The 19,741-nt window shown below is 60.5% G+C and carries 22 protein-coding genes; 2 read left to right on the top strand and 20 right to left on the bottom strand.

Features of this window, described 5'->3' with window-relative positions; translation table 11 throughout:
* Positions 1-15: 15 nt before the first annotated feature.
* The 16 genes from ACZ1JY_RS04730 to ACZ1JY_RS04805 all read right to left on the bottom strand — a co-directional run bounded on the left by ACZ1JY_RS04730 (position 16) and on the right by ACZ1JY_RS04805 (position 13,824).
* Positions 16-573, bottom strand: coding sequence for a hypothetical protein (locus ACZ1JY_RS04730; protein WP_205525168.1), 558 nt, complete (start codon positions 571-573; stop codon positions 16-18).
* Entirely contained in the window at positions 573-1,007 is a 435-nt protein-coding gene (locus tag ACZ1JY_RS04735; protein ID WP_162896008.1) for a hypothetical protein, read from the bottom strand. The genes ACZ1JY_RS04730 and ACZ1JY_RS04735 overlap by 1 nt, the downstream gene beginning before the upstream one ends.
* A gap of 162 nt (positions 1,008-1,169) precedes the next feature.
* On the bottom strand, positions 1,170-1,724 hold the full coding sequence (locus tag ACZ1JY_RS04740) for a hypothetical protein (protein WP_465130534.1): 555 nt from the start codon (positions 1,722-1,724) through the stop codon (positions 1,170-1,172).
* A 6-nt stretch (positions 1,725-1,730) separates the two neighbouring features.
* Complete coding sequence (locus ACZ1JY_RS04745; protein ID WP_162896006.1) at positions 1,731-2,321, bottom strand: hypothetical protein; 591 nt, start codon at positions 2,319-2,321, stop codon at positions 1,731-1,733.
* A gap of 39 nt (positions 2,322-2,360) precedes the next feature.
* Positions 2,361-2,882: a hypothetical protein gene (locus tag ACZ1JY_RS04750; RefSeq protein WP_118073593.1), complete on the bottom strand. Its 522-nt coding sequence runs from the start codon at positions 2,880-2,882 to the stop codon at positions 2,361-2,363.
* 31 nt (positions 2,883-2,913) lie between these two features.
* Positions 2,914-3,387, bottom strand: a complete 474-nt coding sequence (locus tag ACZ1JY_RS04755) for a hypothetical protein (RefSeq protein WP_465130535.1) — start codon at positions 3,385-3,387, stop codon at positions 2,914-2,916.
* Between the two features lie 200 nt (positions 3,388-3,587).
* Positions 3,588-4,139, bottom strand: coding sequence for a hypothetical protein (locus tag ACZ1JY_RS04760; protein ID WP_465130536.1), 552 nt, complete (start codon positions 4,137-4,139; stop codon positions 3,588-3,590).
* Positions 4,140-4,738: 599 nt separating this feature from the next.
* Positions 4,739-6,373 (bottom strand): AMP-binding protein, encoded by a 1,635-nt coding sequence (locus ACZ1JY_RS04765; protein ID WP_465130537.1) that lies wholly within the window; start codon positions 6,371-6,373, stop codon positions 4,739-4,741.
* Positions 6,370-7,773, bottom strand: a complete 1,404-nt coding sequence (locus ACZ1JY_RS04770; RefSeq protein ID WP_118073589.1) for an aldehyde dehydrogenase family protein — start codon at positions 7,771-7,773, stop codon at positions 6,370-6,372. The genes ACZ1JY_RS04765 and ACZ1JY_RS04770 overlap by 4 nt, the downstream gene beginning before the upstream one ends.
* Positions 7,774-7,815: 42 nt before the next feature.
* Complete coding sequence (locus ACZ1JY_RS04775; protein WP_168904614.1) at positions 7,816-10,023, bottom strand: TonB-dependent receptor; 2,208 nt, start codon at positions 10,021-10,023, stop codon at positions 7,816-7,818.
* Positions 10,024-10,040: 17 nt separating this feature from the next.
* Positions 10,041-10,514, bottom strand: coding sequence for a cytochrome C (locus tag ACZ1JY_RS04780; RefSeq protein ID WP_465130538.1), 474 nt, complete (start codon positions 10,512-10,514; stop codon positions 10,041-10,043).
* Complete coding sequence (locus tag ACZ1JY_RS04785) at positions 10,511-10,969, bottom strand: c-type cytochrome (protein WP_465130539.1); 459 nt, start codon at positions 10,967-10,969, stop codon at positions 10,511-10,513. Before ACZ1JY_RS04785 ends, ACZ1JY_RS04780 begins: the two co-directional genes overlap by 4 nt.
* On the bottom strand, positions 10,966-11,523 hold the full coding sequence (locus tag ACZ1JY_RS04790; RefSeq protein ID WP_118073586.1) for a methylamine dehydrogenase light chain: 558 nt from the start codon (positions 11,521-11,523) through the stop codon (positions 10,966-10,968). Before ACZ1JY_RS04790 ends, ACZ1JY_RS04785 begins: the two co-directional genes overlap by 4 nt.
* Before the next feature lie 3 nt (positions 11,524-11,526).
* Positions 11,527-12,114 carry a thioredoxin fold domain-containing protein gene (locus ACZ1JY_RS04795; protein ID WP_465130540.1) on the bottom strand — a complete coding sequence of 196 codons (588 nt, stop codon included), beginning with the start codon at positions 12,112-12,114 and terminating at the stop codon, positions 11,527-11,529.
* A complete protein-coding gene (locus tag ACZ1JY_RS04800) occupies positions 12,114-12,599 on the bottom strand; it encodes a MauE/DoxX family redox-associated membrane protein (protein WP_465130541.1) in 486 nt (161 codons plus the stop codon). Before ACZ1JY_RS04800 ends, ACZ1JY_RS04795 begins: the two co-directional genes overlap by 1 nt.
* Before the next feature lies 1 nt (position 12,600).
* Positions 12,601-13,824, bottom strand: a complete 1,224-nt coding sequence (locus ACZ1JY_RS04805) for an amine dehydrogenase large subunit (RefSeq protein WP_465130542.1) — start codon at positions 13,822-13,824, stop codon at positions 12,601-12,603.
* A gap of 159 nt (positions 13,825-13,983) precedes the next feature.
* On the opposite strand from ACZ1JY_RS04805, the gene ACZ1JY_RS04810 reads away from it, so the two are divergent.
* Positions 13,984-14,622 (top strand): TetR/AcrR family transcriptional regulator, encoded by a 639-nt coding sequence (locus ACZ1JY_RS04810; protein ID WP_465130543.1) that lies wholly within the window; start codon positions 13,984-13,986, stop codon positions 14,620-14,622.
* Here the strand turns inward: ACZ1JY_RS04810 and ACZ1JY_RS04815 are convergent.
* A complete protein-coding gene (locus tag ACZ1JY_RS04815; RefSeq protein ID WP_465130872.1) occupies positions 14,600-15,085 on the bottom strand; it encodes an Lrp/AsnC family transcriptional regulator in 486 nt (161 codons plus the stop codon). The two genes, ACZ1JY_RS04810 and ACZ1JY_RS04815, sit on opposite strands and share 23 nt — an antisense overlap.
* Before the next feature lie 142 nt (positions 15,086-15,227).
* Between ACZ1JY_RS04815 and ald the strand changes: the two genes are divergently transcribed.
* Positions 15,228-16,343: an alanine dehydrogenase gene (ald, locus tag ACZ1JY_RS04820; RefSeq protein WP_465130544.1), complete on the top strand. Its 1,116-nt coding sequence runs from the start codon at positions 15,228-15,230 to the stop codon at positions 16,341-16,343.
* Here the strand turns inward: ald and ACZ1JY_RS04825 are convergent, their stop codons facing one another.
* Genes ACZ1JY_RS04825 through mdlC form a run of 3 tightly spaced genes read right to left on the bottom strand, consistent with a single transcriptional unit; the run spans position 16,344 to position 19,737 of the window.
* On the bottom strand, positions 16,344-16,832 hold the full coding sequence (locus tag ACZ1JY_RS04825; protein ID WP_206065726.1) for an aromatic-ring-hydroxylating dioxygenase subunit beta: 489 nt from the start codon (positions 16,830-16,832) through the stop codon (positions 16,344-16,346).
* Between the two features lie 8 nt (positions 16,833-16,840).
* Positions 16,841-18,184 carry an aromatic ring-hydroxylating oxygenase subunit alpha gene (locus tag ACZ1JY_RS04830; protein WP_465130545.1) on the bottom strand — a complete coding sequence of 448 codons (1,344 nt, stop codon included), beginning with the start codon at positions 18,182-18,184 and terminating at the stop codon, positions 16,841-16,843.
* Positions 18,181-19,737, bottom strand: coding sequence for a benzoylformate decarboxylase (gene mdlC, locus ACZ1JY_RS04835; protein ID WP_465130546.1), 1,557 nt, complete (start codon positions 19,735-19,737; stop codon positions 18,181-18,183). The genes ACZ1JY_RS04830 and mdlC overlap by 4 nt, the downstream gene beginning before the upstream one ends.
* Between the last annotated feature and the right edge of the window lie 4 nt (positions 19,738-19,741).

The raw sequence follows: 19,741 nt of genomic DNA on the forward strand, positions 1-19,741 counted from the left end.
CCGCAGGCAATAGATTCAATCGGTTGGCTGCAGCTGGATGACGATCGTGTCGTCATAATCACCGGCAATCAGCGGCGTGCCGCCATCGGGTGTGTTGACCAGCAGGGCGAGATTGCCCGTTGCGCCATTCGCCACCGCCAGCACCAGCATGCCAGCATTGCTGCTTCGCTCCTGACTCGCCCCGGCCCAGTCAAGGCGCAGAGTATAGGGCAGCAAATCGGCAAAGCCCTGCGCCTGAGGGCCGGCGGCCCCAACCCTGCCCAATCCGCCCTTGCCCGACGCGGCAGTTACCCGGTGCGAGGCATTGCAAGTGGCTGGGATCTCCAGCTCGAAGCTGGCGCCCCGCGGCAGCGCCGTGTTGGGATCAACCAGGCGCGTCAACCCGACCGTGGCGTTGCCGTCGCCCGTCGCCTGAAAGTTGGCATTGGTCACTGCTCTGGCTCTCGGTGTGCTGATTACGCAGGCCGAACCAGCAGTCGCACTGAGTTCGAGCACTTGAGCCGCGCGATCAACCTCTTGGGCATTGGCCGAAGCGCCAAACGCGAGTGCCGCGATTGTGAGCATGTAGCGCATCATTTTGGCTCCAGCGTAATACGCAGCGTATCGCCATAGACGCCGGCAAGCACGGGCGCATTCACCCCGCCATTCGATGCCCCGGCGAGAATGGCGAGGCGCAAGGTGACAGTTCCCGCTGTCGCCTGGTCAACGTCGATGCGCTGCTCGCGATTGCTGCGGATGCGGGCATCCATTTGGAGTTGACCGGAGGAACTGCCCCAAGTGAGGTTGGCGTCGTAAGGCAAAGCCGTTGCAAATCCCGGCGCATCAGTGGCTTGCCGCCCATCGGTGGGCCACAAACCATTGTTTTCGGACTGGATGCGGATCTGATGCGGGTAGTTGCAGACGGCGGAGAATGACACAGTAGCGCTCGCCGGGCGGGCGGCGAGCGTCTGCTGGTCCAGCAATTGTGTAACCTGCAGAGTGTCACCGGAAATGCCATTGAAGTTCACGAGCTGCCCTGCCTGCAGTTCGCCACCTGCAAGGGTGCAGACCTGTGGCGCAGAACCGGTTACGGGAAGCCCAGTCGCACTTGCGGCCTCCTGTGCGGCAGCTGGCATCGCGCACACCGGCAAAAACGCCAGAGCGAACATGAGAGAAGAGCGCGCCATGCTTCAGCTTTCCGGAGTCAGCGTCACGGTAACCGTGCCACGATAGGAAGTGTCGGCAACGAGGCGCAGGCCGGTGCCTCCGGTGGTTGCAAAGTCGCCAATGTTGACGGTGATCGGTCCGCTGAATGCAGTCGTGCGTTGCTGGATCGCCGCAGGATTGCTTGCCGACGCGGTGCTGAAGCTGGCGGGAGTGGTTGTCCAACCCGCCGCCGTCGCCGTGAAATCAACGCTACGTGAAAAACCCGTTGGCGCAGTGGCCGTGAATGTCTGTGCGACTACGGGCGTGGCAGCAACCGCAATCGAACTGCGTGACGAGCAGAAGCTCCCCGCCAGCACCTGGGAGGGTGCGCTGAGATCGGAGCGGAGGAAACCAGTGGTCGTATCGACGAGAATGCCCAGGTCGAAAATGCCACCGGCTTCCGACACCGAGCCGCCGACGCAAATTGCCGGAACATTACCGACAACCGCGAAGTCGGCCGAGTCACTAGCGCTCTGGGCCTGCACCGGAGCCGAAATTACGACGCCGACGATAGCTGCGAAAAATTTAAGCCTGTTCATGGTCGCTTACTCCGTGACCGGTACGGGACCGAGGGTTACAGTGACCAGCCCGCTATAGTTTCCTGCAACGAGCAGAGCGTTCTGAGGCGCCGAGAACGAGGACAGCGCGACTTCGATGTCACCCAGCTTCGGGCTAGGCTGCGTGCTTCCTGTGGCGGCCGAATCTGGAGACGTTCCATCTGCCGCTGCATCGGTCGTCGCAGCGGTACCGCTACTACCCCAGCCTGTTGCCGTGGCTGTGTAGTTCACGGCGCGTGAAAATCCGGCTGGTGGCGCAATTGTTGAATCGCCAAGCAATGCAGTTGCGCTTACGCCGAGCACCGAGCCGGCAAAGTTGCAGAAGCTTCCGGGCAGCGAGACAGATTGCGTGGCGAGCGCGGCAATCCGTCCGACGGATGCACCAGAGGTCTGCACCATCTGGCCGAGATCGATCACCGCACGCGAAGGTTCACCCAGGATGCACAACCGTGCGACGGAACCCGTCACCGCGACCTGACCCGAAGCTGTTTCGGAAGCCGTTTCTTGCGCCGACGCAGGCGCGGCCATCCCGCAGAGGGGCAGCATAAGCAGGCTGGACTTGAACAGTGCGGATTTCATCGTCGTGCTCCTGGATGAACTCTTCATGCGCAATGCAGATCAGACGGTGGGTGAGAGGAAGACCTCGACCTTGCCGGTGTAAGCACCCGCGACGAGCTTCTTGCTGGCTGCCGTCGACGAACCCAACGTAACGGCGATGTTACCGGAGAACATGTCGACGTTGGCGGCAGTGCTGGCGACAGCATCCGTGCTGATGTCAGAAAAGCTCTTGCCGTTGGCCGAGACCGAAGCAGTATAATTGACCGTATCGGTGAACGCCGCCTCGGCGCCCGACGTGACTGGCTGGTCTCCGGTCAACGCGGTCGCCTTGACAGAGAGTGTGGCTGCCGAATTGTTGCACCATCCGGTGAGTGTGCGGGTTTGACCGTCAACCTTCGTGGTATCGAGGCCACCGTCTGCGTCAGCCAGTTCGCCCAGCGGCAGGTCCTGCGATGACGTCACGAACTTGCACTTGGCAGCGACGGAGCCGGTGATGTTGACGGTGCCGGTAACGCTTTGAGCAGAAGCGGGCACTGCCGACAGGGCGGCTGCGGCGGTCGCCGCGAGAAGAAGCTTACGCATTTCATTTCTCCTGGAAAAAGGCTCGATCGAATCAGGCCACGGGTTGGATGTTTACGGTGATGGTGGAGGTGTAATTGCCGGCGACGAGCAGGTTCGAAGCGCCCCCCCTGGTCGAGAAGCCATAGGCCTTCACAGCTATGTTGTTGCCCGAAGCCGCGAGACGGCCGACAGTCGCCGAATTGGCTGCGGTGGCGCCAGCGGCGGTGCTGTACGTCACGGTGCCATTCCCGCCGGCCGCAAGCGCGACCTGCATTTCGGCGGTATAGTCGATCTCGTTGGAGTAGCCTGAAACGGCGGCGGCAGCCGTGCTCAAACGGTCAGCCACGATCGCAAGAGAGACGCTGGCCGAAGTGCAAACCACGCGCGTGGCGACCGGGGTTCCGCCCGAGGCCGCGCTGGTGGTGTTGGTGAAGCCGGTTGCCAAAGTGCCGTCCGCTGCGTCCAGCGCGCCAAGGGCGATAGTGCCGGTAAATGCCTGGGTCGCCGAGCCGCCCGGTGCAACCACGGAGCACCTTCCCAGGACGCTGCCCGTGACATTGACTGTCCCGGTCGTCACCGTCTGCGCCTGTGCAGGGGCTGTTGTCATTGCAACTGCGGTAGTTGCGGCCAGCAGGGATAGCATGGTCTTCATGGCAATCGGCCTTTCAGTTACCGCCACAAGCGGCGTGATTGGTTGCCGGGAACGAGCCGGCTGGAAGCGTCAGGTTACAAGGCTGCGGAAACGGTCACGGTCAGGGTGTCGGAATATGTGCCCTGAACCAGAATGGCTGGGCCGGTGTATGCCGGGGCACTTACCTGGAGATAGGCGCCAGCCAGGTTTTGCGAACTGGGCGCAACCCGCAGCCCTTGGCTTTGCGTCGCAGGCCCGATGAACGAGCAAGGCGCACTCGCAGTGACGGCAAGAGTGGCCGCCTCACACTGATCGGTCACGCTCCCCCCGCCGGCACCGACTAGGTTGAGCTTGACCTGATAAGGGGCAATGCCGGCATAACCTGCGTCAGAGGGCTGCGTGGCGCTGCGCAATCCGCCATTCGCCGAGGTAACCGCCACACGCGCTGCGCCGTTGCAGTTCAGGGTGAATGGAAACTGATTGGACCAACCCGACTGGTCAATTTGCCCTGCATCGAAGCTGCCGGACGGTGCGCCGCCAATGGCGAAGCCACACCGGCCACCAACAGATGCCGTAACTGGCAGGGTGAGCGAAACGGGGGTACCACCGGCGTATGCCGTCGGCCCCGCGATGGTAGACTGGGCCAAAACAGCAGACGGGCAAGCAGCCGCAACCGCCGTCAAGCCGATCCTGATCTTGTGCATCAACATGCGCACTGCTCCCTGCTGCCTTGCGGCAACCTCGGCGCGCTTGCCTTGCGATGAAAACACCTGCCCTTGTGTGGGCGCAGTTCTTCGGCCTCGGAAATGCCGGGCGGCATGTCCGAGCGGATGAATTGGCTTGAGTGTTCGTCTTCGCTGGCAATACGCCTGAATTGGTTAACTTGTGGGTAACCTTTTACGCTCGACACAACGCCTGCCGTGACTCACGATGCATCCAGATCCGAGAAAGTTTGCCCCAGATGCGTCGCATCTGGAGATTTAACAAATAAAGTTAACAAGACTGGCCTCCGGCTAACGCCAAGAGCAGGGAAGACCTGAAATATCGAAAAATCTCTTGAAATTTCGTCACTTGGAAGTTTACTCCAAGGACATCCAAGGAATCTTTTTACCTTCAAGACAATGAAGCCGTCTGAAATTATTACTGGATATAGTTAATCGCTTTCAGAACTGCAGCGATGAGATTTGACAAGAATCACTCAATATTTTCGAGATAACGGTCCTTCTGAGACTCCGAGTCGCACCGCTTATGAGCGATACGACTGAAGCTCTGCCTCCATCATCTTGCGCATCTCGAACTTCTGGGCCTTGCCCGTTACGGTCATGGCGAAACTTTCGACTATGCGGACGTGTCGAGGAACCTTGTAATGCGCGATGCGGCCTTTGCAGTGCGCAAGCACATCATCCGGACCGAGCTCTTCCCCAGCCCGAGCGATAACCCATGCGCAGACTTCCTCACCGAATTTCTCGTCGGCGACACCAAAGACCTGCGCGTCCTGCACGGCGGGATGTGTCAGCAGAAATTCCTCGATCTCGCGCGGGTAGATATTTTCTCCACCGCGGATGATCATGTCCTTTATGCGACCGGTAATCCTCACGTACCCGTTCTCGTCCATGGTTGCGAGATCGCCGGAATGCATCCATCCGTCGGGATCGATGGCTTCAGCAGTCTTGGCAGGTTCATCCCAGTAACCAAGCATTACGGCATAGCCGCGCGAACAGTATTCGCCCTGCTCGCCAATCGGCAGCACTTCGCCGTCAAGGCCCACGATCTTGGCCTCCGCGTGTGGATGGACGCGCCCCACAGTCCCAACACGTTCCTCAATCGGATCGTCGGTTGCCGTTTGGGTGGTCAGCGGACTGGTTTCGGTCATGCCGTAGCCAATGGTGACCTCGGTCATGTTGAGGCGATCCATCACCTGGCGCATCGTGGTAACCGGACAGGGAGAACCCGCCATGATTCCGGTGCGCAATGTGCTGACGTCGTATGCGTCAAGGTCGGGCTGCGCCAGAATCGAGATGAACATCGTGGGGACGCCATAAAGCGCCGTGCAACCCTCGGCCTGCACCGCCTCAAGCGCCAGGCGGGGATCGTATGCCTCACCAGGATAGACCATGGCTGCACCACTCGTCAGCGCAGCGAGGTTGCCCAGAACCATACCGAAGCAGTGATACAGCGGGACCGGAATGCAGATGCGATCGCTGGTCGCGAGGTTGATTGTCCGGGCGGTAAAATGTCCATTGTTCAGGATATTGCGATGGGTAAGCGTTGCGCCCTTGGGAAAGCCGGTCGTACCGCTGGTGAACTGGATATTGATCGGATCATTCTGGTTTAACGTCCTGTCTACAACCAAGAGCCGGTTCAGATCAGGTTCGGCTCGCAGGGCGTCCCACGGCTCGAAGCCTTCATGGACCGCATCGCCAAGAGCAACCATCCCGCGCAGCATCGGCAACTTGGCGCGCCCCAGTTCGCGCAGCATCGCGACGTAATCGCTGGTCTTGAAGCTGGCGGCGGTGACGAGAAAGGTGCAGCCGACCTTGTTCAGCGCATATTCCACTTCACTGGTGCGGTAGGCAGGATTGATGGTGACCAGGATCGCGCCGATCCGGGCCGTGGCAAACTGGAGCACGGTCCATTCGGCGCAATTGGGCGCCCAGATGCCGACGCGATCGCCTTTTGCCACTCCTCGATCGAGCAAGCCGGTTGCAATCCGATCGACTTCAGCGTCCAATTGCGCCCAGCTCCACCGGATCCCCTGATGACGGGAAACCAGCGCCAGTTCCCCTCCCCAGGCTTGCGCGGCATCGCGCAAGGCTTGTCCTATCGTTTTTTCCAGCAGCGGCTCATCGGTTGCGCCCTTGGCGTAGGAAAGCTGCGTCATCGCTTGATATTCACCACCTGGGTCTGGGTATACTCGGCTAGGCCTTCGACGGATTGTTCCACGCCAAGGCCACTGGACTTGAAACCGGCCATCGGAATGTGCGGACCGATCGCGATGTGCTGATTGACCCAGACCTGCCCGCTTTCGATCCGCGATGCAATGTCTGCGGCGCGTGCTACATCCTTTGACCAGACCGATCCGCCAAGGCCATAGTCCGATGCATTGGCGCGTGCGATGACATCTTCGACATCATCGAATACGATCAAGGGAAGGATCGGGCCAAACTGCTCCTCGTCGACGATCCTGTCGCCGTCGGTCACGTCGCGGACGATGGTCGGGCGGATGAAGTACCCGGCACGCTCCATCACTTCACCGCCCGCAACGATCGTGCCATCTGCGCGCGCGGTCGCGAGGAAGTCCTTGACCTTTTCGAACTGCATCGCGTTCTGGATCGGCCCGATCTGTGTCCCTTGTTGCAGACCATCGTCCACCACGGCTGCCTCGGCAAGACGGGCGAGCTCTCCACACATCGCGTCATATATGTCGGCGTGGACATAGGCGCGCTTCACGGCAAGGCAGACCTGGCCGTTGTTGAAAAAGGCATTGCCGAAGATCGCCTGGGCAGTTTCGCGAACGTCAACATCTTCCAGCACGATGGCAGGGTCGTTGCCTCCAAGCTCGAGAGTGACGCGCTTCAGCGTATCGGCACCACTGGCAGCGATACGCTTGCCAGTGGCCGTGGAGCCGGTGAAGCCGACCTTGGCGACGTCCGGATGGGCCGTCAGGTGCGGCCCAAGGTCATTGGCATCAGTGATGATGTTGACCACGCCTGCAGGGAACACGTCCCGGCAGATCTCGCCAAGGATCAGCGCACAGACCGGCGTTGTCGGCGCGGGCTTGAGCACGATGGCATTGCCCGCCAGAACCGCAGGTCCAATCTTCCAGCAAGCAACGAGCAGCGGGAAATTCCAGGCGATGATTCCAACCACCACTCCCAACGGACGGTGCTTGACTGCGACGTATCCCGCCTCATCGTCCTGAATAACACGATCGGGAAGCTCCAGCGTGGCATAATGGCGCAAGTAGCCATCGGTCATGGCCAGCTCGCCCATGGCCTCGGCCAGCGGCTTGCCTTGTTCCATGGTCAAGGTCCGAGCCAGTTCGTCCTTGCGAGCGGCAATTGCGTCAGCAAGTTCAAGCAGCTTTGCCTGCCGGTCTGCCCAAGGCAGAGCTGACCACGCAGGGACGGCCATTTTGGCCGCTGCGATGGCAGCATCTGCCTGATCGACGGAGGCCCGGGGAACCGTGCAGAACGGCTCCCCGGTTGCGGGATTGATCACGTCCATCGACATGTCGCCATCGACGAGATTGCCGCCGATCAGCAGCTTGTAGTCAGCCATGGTCCTCTCCTGACGGCTTTGCCGCCTTATATTGCGAGAATGTCAGAATTTTGCGCCAACCGTCACCCCGTACATGCGAGGGTTGCCGATGTGGTTGTAGTCGAAGCCGAAGCCTGCCAGCAGATCAACGCGGGATGTGAAGTAGAACTTGTCGGTCAGGTTCTTCCCCCAGATCGAGGCGTTGAATCGTCCGTCCGCGCTTTCCCAGTCGATATGCCCTCCCACGAGGGCGTAGGAGGACTGGCGCAAGCGGGGAACATTGAGCACTTCGAAGAACTGGCTTGACTGATAGGCGATGTCGGGGTGCAGCGAGAACTTGCCCATTTCGCCGTCGAAGACAGTCAGGTCGATGGTGGCGTTGAAGGTAAAGGTCGGCGCATTGGACAGGCGGTTGCCTGCCACGTTCACGCCGCTTACGCTGCCACGCTGAATCTTTGTCGCCAGCACGCCCATGCCGCTATGAAGCGTCAGCCGGTCGCTCGCACGGATCGTCAGTTCAGCCTCACCGCCATAGATCCGCGACTTCGGAATGTTGAGTAGCGTTTGCGCCGCCGATACCGGGTCGACGTTGATGAACTGCTGGTTGCGATAGTCGTAATAGAAGCCGGCGACATTGAGCGTGACCTTGCGGTCGAGGAACTGGGTCTTGGCCCCCACCTCGTAGGACGTCACCTGCTCGGGCTTGGCGATCGACAACTCCGACGGATCGAAGAAGGCCTGAGCGTTGAAACTGGGCGCACGATAGCCCCGGCTGACGCTTGCATAGAGCAGGTTGCCGCCGGCAAGCTTGTAATCGAAACCGATCTTGCCCGAGAGATTGTCCTGCGAATAGCGCAGCGAAGAAAGCGGGATCAGATTGGCAATCAATGTGCCGTCCACGCCAAGTGCGTCAGATCGGAAGCCGCTCTGGACGCCGGTATCGTGCGTGTAGCGCAGGCCACCCCGCATCGTGACGGAATCCGTCAGTTCGTATTTCACGTCGGAATAGATCGCATAGCTCTTCTTCAACTGGTCGAAGCGGTTGCGGAAGAGGCACGCGAGAGGAAGGCCGACCGCACAATCATCGGCGGTGATTCCCGGGACGCCATCAGAGTCGATGTCCTTGCCGATCTCGAATGTCGTTTCGTTGAACACCTTCTCACGGTGGAAGTAGCCACCGAGGATGAAATCGAACGGGCCGCCGAAGTCGCTGGTCAGCCGCAAGTCCTGGGCGAACTGGGTCGCACGGTCGTTGTAGGGAATTTCCAGCAGTTCACCGGCCGTGCCATCGGTATCTTCGTAGAAGAACAGGCTGCCCTTGTCCCAAGCGGTGATGCTCGTGACGGTCAGCGTGTCGGATACGTCGAATGTGCTGGTCAAGGCTACCGAATAGGTACGCGCCCGACGCTTGGCATCGATGTTCGAAGCGATTTCGCGCTTACCAAGGCCAGGACGGTTAGCTGCTTCGGGCTGAGCATAGATCCCGTAATTGTACGGATTCTGCAGACTGGTCGATGCGCGCAGGACGAACCGGACCGTCTCGCTCGCCTCGACATTCAAGGTGGCCCTGATCGCGTACTCGTCAGTCGAGGCAAGGTCCGGCTTTCCCGGCACCACGTTCTTGAACCAGCCATCGGCCTTGGCATAGGTCCCGGCCACGCGCAGCGCCGCCTTTTCCCCCAACGGCACGTTGACTGCACCGTTCAGGTCTACGCGGTTGTAATTGCCATAGCCGGCATTGAAGTAACCGCTGGTTTCGCCAAGCTTGGCGCTATTGGCAATGATGTTGACCGCCCCGCCCGTGGTGTTCTTGCCATAAAGCGTGCCTTGGGGGCCACGCAGGACTTCGACGCGCTCAAGATCATACATGGCCACGCCAAGGAACGCGAAGTTACCCTTGTAGACTTCGTCATAATAGGTTGCGACGGGGCTGGCCTGGTTGAGGCTGTAGTCCGACATAGAAACGCCACGCAGCGAGAAAATGGGCGTGTTGTCGCCCACGATCGACGTCAGCTGGAGATTGGCAACCTTCGTCACGAGACTGTCAACATTGACAACCCGTGATTTGGAGAGCGTATCACCGCCGATTGCCGACACGGAAATCGGAACGGACTGCAGGCTTTCGGCGCGCTTTGTCGCCGTAACGACGATCTCCCCTTCTGGTACAGCTGCTTCGTTCCTGGCATCCTGTGCAAGAGCCGGTGTTGCGACGAGAACGCATGTTGCGGCTACCCCAGCCAGCGCGATCCCACGAAAAAGACGTTCCCTCATTGTCTTTGCTCCCAAGTTCAGGGTGATTGCGTTTGTGTTCTTTCCTGCTCGAACCCCGCGACAAGCCGCGCCCTCATCGGCGCTCTTTCCAGCCTCAGGGGGTGGCGCCGCAGCCTGCCGATTTCCTGAGCCGTGTAGGGCCTGAAATCGGCAGGCATGTGCGCCGGGTCGTAAGTGTAGAGCGTCCAGTTCAAGAGATTTGCCAGGCGCGCGTCGTCGAGATCGACGGTCGAGACACCCGGCACCCTACCGAGAAATTCTCGGCCGCCGGGCACCTTCAGAAATCGGGCGACAACATTCTTCATTGGTGGATTGGAGCGATCATCGCCGCCACCATCGGGGCGATGGCACCCCTGGCACTTCAACATGTAATCGATCCGCGCCTGCTGCGGATTGCTGACGCCACGCATTCCCGGCTCACCCGCCTCGACGCCGACACCCGCTGCAAGCACAACGAGGACGGCGGCCAGAGCGAGTGCGAGGCGCTTCATTTGCCACCGGCTCCTGCATGAAGCTTCGCGACATCAGCTGCCGAGAGCGAAGCGCCGGATTGGCGATGCGCAGCGACCTCCTTGTCGGTGAACAGCGCGAACTTCGGCCCTGTCTTTGCCACCTGCGTACCGATATGGTTGAGCACCGCCGCGACCGCAGCATCGTCCAGCACTTGAGCAGGCATGACACCCCGATAGGGTTTCCCCTCGACCGTGATCGGGCCTGAGAGACCGCGCAGCACTGCAAGCGCAAGATAGCGCCGCCCTGCCGGCTTGACCGCCAAGGCCCGGAAATCGGCGCCGAGCGGGGGGTAAGCACCAGGCACGCCCGCACCAGTCTTGGTGTGGCACGCCGCGCAACGCTGAAACACTGCCGCGCCGTCGGGGGCCGCCCTGGCGGGCAGCGCAAGTGCCGCCATCGCCATGACCGGGATCAGTCCGACAAGCACCCTCATTTCGGTGCGTCCAACGCCACGCCGACGATCACTGCGGTCGAGCAGTTGTAGATGCTGCTTTCCGTGCCCAGGCACCAATTGTAGTCGTTGTTCGATTGCGGTCGGACTTGTGGGCGGTCCCCTTCGTTACGGTTGCATAAGCACTGTCCGCACGAGGAAATGCCGCAGCAATCGTTGTAGCTGATCACGTAGGCGCGGTTGTCGGCCGGATTGGTGCACGTGCCGATCCACGTAATCGGCGACATCTCGGTGCCGGGAGGGCAGGAACTGACAGTCCCGCCGCAGCACGAACACAAGAACCCGTCGATCGCGCAGTAGCGCCAGTAATCGCACGAAGACTGATCACCCGGGTCCTGCGGATTGCCCGATGAGATGGGTGCGTGCTTGCCGCCACCGCCATGTGATGATCCGCTTGCCGCGCGAGCGACCGGCAGGACCGGAAACACTGCCGCACCGGTAATCGTCGCCCCCAGCCAGGCGAGAGTGCTGCGTCGCGATGTTCCGCGCGCAATTGTGCGGGTCAGGCGCTCAGTCCACTTGTCGAAGCCAGCCATTGATCAGGCCTCCTTCCGGCGTGCGAGAAATTCCTGGATCGAGGCAACGCCGCGCTCCTTCGCCTCGAACAGGCTTTCCAGATGCTCGCGGCTGTTGACGAGACCGAGCGAGGCAACGCGGCCATTCTCGTCCAGAAGGACTGCATAAGGCAGCTTGGAGACGCCAAACGCCCTGCCAACCGCCTCGGAAAGGACCATCGGCACGCGATCGAGCCCATGATTGTCACGCAGTCGCTGGTATTCGGCTTTGGTTCCATCCCCAGCAACGACAATGTCAAGCCAATCGGCTTCGGCATTTGCTGCCGATCGCACGACAGGCAGCAGGGTCTTGCACACCGGGCAATCAGGCGAGGCGAAGAACAGCAATTGGCTGCGCCCTTCCCGCTTGCCGCCGATCTCGATGGGCGCACCCTCGATCGTAGTGACGGTCATCGGACTGGCGACTTCTCCGACCTCTACCTTCTGGTGCAGCGTCAACGCACCCGCTGGGGCAATGCGTTCGTGGAGGATACCAACCTGACGAGCGAGGGCTGCGATCAACAAAGCCTGCACGACCACAGCGGTCCACAAGAGAATCTGGGACGTCAGCATCACGATTTCCTCCAGCGTGGATGGGGAATGGCAAGCAGTTCAGAAGCTGCGAGATAAAGCGCCAAAAGGCCGGCGGCAGCGAAGGGAGCGTCAAGTCCGATCGGCGCCGCCGGCAGGGTGGAAGCAATAACGGCAAGCAGGGCGAGCACCGCGGGACGAGCAATTGCGGGCCAGTCGATCGGCTTTTCACGGGCCACAAGATCGCAACCGCAATCGAAGCTCTGTCCACGACGCAGCAAGAGCGTGGCTGCATAAGCCAGCCATATGACCGAGCCCAGCAATGCCCCAGTCCTCTGAAGTGGCGCGGCAAGCAGGCACAGGGCAGCAGCAGCCTCGAGCGTGCCCGCGATGATCAAGAACAGCTGCCCATGCGAGGGCATGCCGACCAATCGTGCCGCTGCGATGGCCATTCGCCGGTGAGACACTGCCTTGTGCACGGCGGACCCGGCAAGCAGCATCGCGAGAAAGATTATGACCGGAGCCATGTCAGGGCGCCGTGATCAGGATGGGGTTGGCACCACCTGCAGTGCCAAGTGAGCGCACAAATGCGCCGGTTGCGGCATCGTGAATATCGATCACTCCGTCACCGCGAGCGACGACAAGTTGCGGTTTGCTTTCCTTTGTCAGCGTAATCGCCGAGGCCATTGCGCGCAGGGGAATGCGGGCAACACGCGCCTTGGACGCGGTATCGACGGCCCAGACTTCGGTCCCGCCATCCTTGTGGCTACCCTCGCGGCCATTGGGGCTCATCAGGACAAACAGCTTGCCTGCGCCATCGGTGGCGATCACTTGCCAGCCGCCCGGCCGCCATTCCGGCGCGCCACCTTCGGCGGTCCCGATGTTGAAGGAGCCGCCCAGCGGGCGCGCAACATCTCCTGAAAAATCGAACGCCTTGATCTGCCCCCGATAGCTGACAAACCAAGCCGTGCGCCCGACCCATGCCGGAGTGCTGAACAGCGGCTGGTTGTCGATATCCTGGACTTTCTCGACGGTCTTGGAGGACACCGCCTGCCCATCGGCCCCAAGGGCCACGCTCAGGATAGAGCCATCAGCGCAGAAACTTGAAAACCCACGCTCACCGGTGGGGTAGATCTGCGCGCAGCCGGGCAGATCGACTTCCGCCAGTACTTTCCGCGAGTCGAGGTCGACAACGCTAACCGACTGAGCAGGCGTGAAATTTGCGACAAGTGCCCACTTGTCCGCATTGGTGAACTGGAACAGCTGTGGGTAGGTGACTGACTGCTGGCGCTTACCGCCCGGCAACACAATTTCACCTTTCGGCTGAAGCGTGGCCATGTCCCAAATGGTAATCGCATCTGTCCGATCACCACGCGTCAAGCGCGAGTAAAAGGTCTCTGCCGTCAAGACCTCTCCGCGCCGAGGAGAGACGAGCATGTTGGCGAACTGCGCAGCGCGCACGATTCCCTTCAGAGGCTGGTCTTCGGACGTAGTGTCCACGAGCATCACCCGACCATCGACGATCGAGCTGAAATGGAAGTCGTGGATCAGCACCCATGCTGCGGGCCAGGCTGCTGGCAAACTCTGGATTGAAGGAATGGGCTCTTCCGGCAGCGCCTTGGGAAACGGAGATGTCTCTTTGCCGGGGTTAGCTGCAGCAGCCCCGGCGACCGCACTGATCGCCAGAGTGAAAGCCATGGTCAACCCAACAATTCTCATGCCGGCACTCCCTTGTCCGCCGAACTTGCTCATCGGCTGGGGACCATAGTCTCAGAGGAGCAACAAATCTGTCAAGTGACCTAAATTTAGCTTATGACAGGTTTTCGAAGCGGCGATATGATGTGAATAGGATGAAGGGTTATTGTGATGAATCAGGCTGATGATGCGCCGAAGTACGTTACGGACATGGTCATGCCGGAGCGTGAAGGTGGCTACGTCAAGGGTCATGAAACGCGCGAACACATTCTTCGCACGGCGCTATCGATCCTGATCGAAGAGGGATACCGGGCCATGTCGATGCGCCGGGTCGCGGCTGCTAGCGGCATGAAGTTCGGCAACCTGACATACCACTACAGAAGCCGCGAAGACCTGGTTCGGGAGCTGCTCGAAGCCGTGATCCGCAGCTACGAAGTCGAGTTCGTCGAGATCGTGCACATGCCGGGCGTACCGGCAGAGGAACGGCTGCGCCGGGTTTGCAATCTTATCCTGGACGACATCCGATCGAAGAAGACGACCAATTTCTTTCCGGAGCTTTGGGCGCTGTCGAACCACGACACGTTCGTCCTTGAACGCATCCAGGAGCTCTACGTCCGTGCGCGCGCGCCGCTTCTCGAGATCATCGCCGAAATGCGTCCAGATCTGGATGAGGCCAGCCGGGAAACGGTGGCGCTTTTCATTTCCGGATCCATGGAGGGAATGACCATCTTCGCTGGGCACGACAAGCCGTTCGAACCCCGGATGCCGCAGATCGAACGCATTGCGGCGCATTCGTTCGTGCTGTTGGTCAAGACCATCAGCGAAAGCGAGATCAAGGGGCTGCGCCACTCCTGAGTCCGCCAATCCTGACAGGATATCCCCGCATCTGCTTTATCCGGCGCAGGGAAAAGCTGGATCTCATCGCAGAGACACCGGGCAGGCGAGCAAGGCACTCGCGGTGCACCCAATCGTATTGCTCCAGATCTTTTGCCGCCACGCGCAAGATATAGTCCGCCGAACCGGACATCAGGTGGCATTCAAGAATTTCGTCGAAATCGCAGACCGAGCGTTCGAAGCGGTCCATTGCCTCGCGGCTCTGGCTGGTCAGTGTAATCTCCACGAACACTTCAACCGACAGGCCAAGAGCGCGGGGATCCAAAACCGCGCCGTAACGCGCAATTACGCCGCTCTGCTCCAGCGCCTTGATGCGACGATGGCAGGCGGATGAGGACAGCGCCACCTTCTCGGCAAGGTCCGACACGGACAAGGACGAGTCGTCCTGTAAAGCTTCAAGCAGGGCGAGATCTGCACGATCCAAAGGCAAATTTCCCAATAATTCTGTACTTCGTCGAAAATATCACCATCTGAAGCGTGTTCAACGTGAAAAATAGGCAAGAACTGCCGCCTGCGCCGCGATACTCTTCCAGCATTGAATAGACCTGTTTCAGGGGAACGATCCAATGCGCGTCGGCACCGTCAAGGAAATCAAGAACCACGAATATCGCGTCGGTCTGACGCCTGAGAGCGTTCGGGAATTGGCTGCTCATGGGCACGAAGTGTGGGTGGAAACCGGCGCAGGCAACGGCATTGGGGCCAGCGATGCGGACTATGAATCTGCTGGCGCCCTGATCAAGGCTGACGCCAGGACAGTGTTCGACGGGTGCGAGATGGTCGTGAAGGTCAAGGAACCGCAGGCGGTTGAACGGGCAATGCTGCGCAAGGGCCAGATTCTCTACACCTATCTCCACCTCGCTCCCGATCCCGAGCAGACTGCAGACCTTGTGAAGTCCGGCGTGACGGCCATTGCCTATGAGACGGTGACGGGCTTGGGCAACACCCTCCCCCTTCTCAAGCCGATGAGCCAGGTTGCCGGCCGCATGGCCATTCAGGCAGGCGCGACAGCTCTGGAAAAAGCCCATGGCGGGCGCGGCGTACTGCTCGGCGGCGTCCCCGGGGTGCTGCCTGGAAAGGTCGTCGTGATTGGCGGCGGCGTTGTCGGCTTCAACGCGGCGCAAATGGCCGTAGGCCTTGGCGCCGACGTCACCATCCTTGATCGCGATCCTGACGTGCTGGAGCGCCTCGACAACCACTTCGAAGGCCGCGCCCGCACGCTCTATTCAGGCAAGGCTGCACTTGCCTCTCTCATTGCCGATGCCGATCTGGTCATCGGCGCCGTGCTGATCCCCGGGGCCGCCGCGCCGAAGCTCGTCACGCGCGACATGCTGTCTACCATGAAGCCGGGCGCCGTGCTGGTGGACGTCGCAATCGATCAGGGCGGCTGCTTCGAAACCTCAAAGGCCACCACCCATGCCGAACCGACCTACATCGTCGACGGGGTCGTTCATTATTGCGTCGCGAACATGCCGGGCGCTGTCGCACGCACCAGCACCTACGCGTTAAACAACGTCACCCTGCCCCACGCGCTGCGTATTGCCAACATGGGCTGGAAGGCAGCGTTGAAGGCCGACCCCAACCTTGCCGAGGGCCTCAATGTTCACGAAGGCAAAGTGACCTATGAAGCGGTCGCCCGCGAACTCGGGTATGATTACGTTCCGGTTGCGGAAGTCCTCGCCTGATCAAACGGCGTTGATATCGACCACGGTGGGGATCGTGTCGTTGAGAAGAAAGATCTTCTTGCGCGCGATCCGCCACGGTCCGTCGGAATTGACCAGCCGGTATTCGTAACGTCCGAAGAAGCAGTCCGAACGGTTCATCCGCACGTCATGGCGGTGGCAGGTAAAGGCTGCGGACACCTCGGCCCATCCCTCGCCCGCGCCTGACAACAGGACGTTCGTGACTTGGTGAACCACGCGCGGCAAGGGTGAGGAAGCAGTCGACAAACCGGACGTAAGCCGCATGACCCGATCCTCAAGGTTGCGGCGCCCCTTGTAGTAGATCAGCGATAACTCGCGATCCGGGTCAGAGGTTGGGGTTGTCTCATCACGCCACGCGGGCATCCAGAATTCCACGTCTGCAGTAAACAGGTCCAGCCACTCGTCGAAGCGCCCTGTATCGATCAGCAAGGCCTCCAGATACAGAAGTTCCTCGGCCTCCTTGCGCGTCATTGCCGGCGTCACTCTGCAAACTCCGCGCTCATGCGCTTTGCCCACGTGCGATAGTAGCTGTGATACAGCGTCTCGTCGCACAGCTGGGAATCCGCCAGCACACTGCGTTCGGGATAGAGATCAATTCTGTCCGAGAAGCGATTTCCCCCTGCGGCAGACGCGGTCATCCCTCGTGCATAACCCTGGAGCCATGGCTCGATTTCGGCAGCAAAGCCGATCTGGCAGTTCTCGTACGATACCGTGTCGTCCGGCGTGGCCATGCCAGTGGGATTGAAGAAGTCCTCGTACTGACGAATGCGCTGACGCCTGGCTGCATCACTCTCCCCTTTCGGTGCGATGCACCAGGTTCGCATTTCCGTAAGCCCCGGCCCGAGCGGACGTATCACGCGCAGCTGACTAGAAGCATTCTCTGCGATCTGCAGGTTCGGAAAGATCGTGAGGTTGCGCATGTTGAACATCCAGTCGCGCTTTGCCTCGCCATGCTGCGCAGCAAGCGCTTCCGCCCGTTCATACAAGGGTATGGCCGGCGTCACGCCAAACACACCCCAGTTCAGCACGTGACCATTGGCAAAGCTGAAACTGCCACCGCCGATACCCTGCGTATCCTCTTTCCAGTAATCGCTGTTTTCCCAGACGGAAGCGACCACGTCGGCACTCAATTCCTTCTGCCGTCGCTCCAGAACCCGGATGTAGGACGGATGAGCAGACGTGAAATGATAAGCGTCTGAACAATTCTCCAGTTGCAGCTTCCAGTTGGCCTCGAAGGTAAAGGTAACCTGACCGGGTACGAGTTCCACGCCATCCGCGCTCTGGTCCGCAACGAGGTCGAGCAACTTGGCCGCTTCGCCAAGGTAGTCCGCCAGAGGCGGGACGTCAGCCGCCAGACTGCCAAACAGGAAACCACGGTAGTTGGCAAACTGCGGCAAATGCGCAAGTCCGTGATCGTCTTGATCGAAAGCCTGCGCGTAACACCCGGCCCCCTTCCATTTCACCGCTCTGTTCCTGCCCGCGCTGTCGAAGGACCAGCTATGGTAGGGGCAGACATGCAGGCGCGCGTTGCCCTGTCGGACCTGCGCAAGGCGTGCTCCCTTGCGGGGACAGGAGTTGATGAAGCCTCGCAGGATGCCTTCGCCATCCCGTTGGACCAGTATCGGCACACGTCCAGCGTAGGTTGTGAAGAAGTCGTGTGCCTCGCCGGCCTGGCTTTCAAGGCCGAGGAAAATCCAGCCACCTTCGAACAACCGGTGGATCTCGGCATCAAACACGCGCTGTTCGGTAAAGATTGCACGGTTGACCCGGAACACGCCTTCATCAGGCCTGTCGTCAATCAGGTCTGTCAGGCGCAGGTTCATGGGACGACCGCCTCGACAAGCGTGGACTCCCTTGAAGCCAGCGACCATGCAAGCGCCGCATCAAGCGACGCAGGATCATCGGCTCTACGCGCCGAAAGCCCATGGCCTTCGGCGATCTTGCAGAAGTCCAGTTCCGGAAACCTGGTCCCGACAAGTTCCTGCATCCCGAAGTGATGTCCGAAATGATGCAGTGCTTCGTAGCGGTTGTTCTTGATGATGATGAAACTGACCGAAAGGCCATGCTGCACCGCAGCATGCAATCCCTGGATCGCGTACATGGCAGAACCATCTCCGAGCACGGCGATGACCTTCTCGTCCGGGCGCGCCATCGCCATGCCAATTGCAGCGGGCAGGCCATGTCCCAACCCGCCGCTGGCGGTGGTATAGAAGGTATCCTTGTGCAGGATCGGCAAGCGATCATGCATCGCCCCACGGCTGGAGGGGGCCTCCTCGACGATGATGCTGTGCGGGTCACGCAGCGCGGCGAGCCGCTGCAGTACGAATGCGTCGGACATGACCTTGCCCTCAAGCAGTTCGGGGAGCGATCGCGACAAGGGTGCCGCTCGTTGCGCGAGGCCGTCCTCGGCAAGCATCGCATCAATCGCCAACTTGCAGTTGCTAACTATTGCCGTTCCCGCAGGCGCCCACGCTGCGTGCACATGATTGTCGCCGATCAGCCAGACTTCGCAGTTCTCGGGAACGTGGGGGCCGGTCCCTTCGACATGATACAAGTTCATGGGGCCGCCGAGCGACAGAACGAAGTCGTATGGAGCAAGAGCCGAAACAATGGCCTCGCGCGCCGCCGTGAGAAAGCCTGCGAAGAGCGGGTGATCTTCCGGAAAGCTGCAGCGTGCGGACATCGGCGCAACCCAGACCGCGGCATTATGCCTTTCCGCCAGCTCGACGACCTCGTCCCATGCCCCGTCGCGCGCAACACCTGCTCCAACAACGAGCGCAGGGCGATCGGAACGCGCCAGCGCATTGGCGCACTCTGCCAGCGCAAGATTGTCGGGAGCGCACGCGGCATGTACCTTGCGCACCGCGAAGGTCCCACATTCGCGGTCCCAGTCGTCAATCGGTATCGAAAGAAATGTCGGCCCCCGTGGCGGCTCCATTGCCACCAGCCACGCGCGATGAATGGCCGCGGGCACATCTTCCGCGCGCGCCGGCTCGCACGACCATTTCACAAATGGCCGAGGAAACTCGCTGGCGCGTTCTGCAAAAAGAAATGGCTCATATGGCAGTATGGAGCGAGCCTGTTGCCCCGCCGTCACCACCAGCGGCGTCTGGTTCTTGAATGCGGTAAACAGGTTTCCCAAAGCATGCCCGACCCCCGCCGAGCTATGGAGATTGACGAGCGCCGCGCGGCCCGTTCCTTGCGCGTATCCATCGGCCATGCCCAGTACGACGCTTTCCTGCAGTCCCATCACATAGCGAAAGTCTGCCGGAAAATCGCGGAACATTGGCAACTCGGTCGACCCCGGATTTCCGAAAACGGTGGTCATCCCGAGTTCGCGCATCACCCCTATCGAAACTTCTCGAACTGTCGGCATCGTG

Source organism: Novosphingobium sp. BL-A-41-Hi4B-X5A (genome assembly GCF_055521705.1).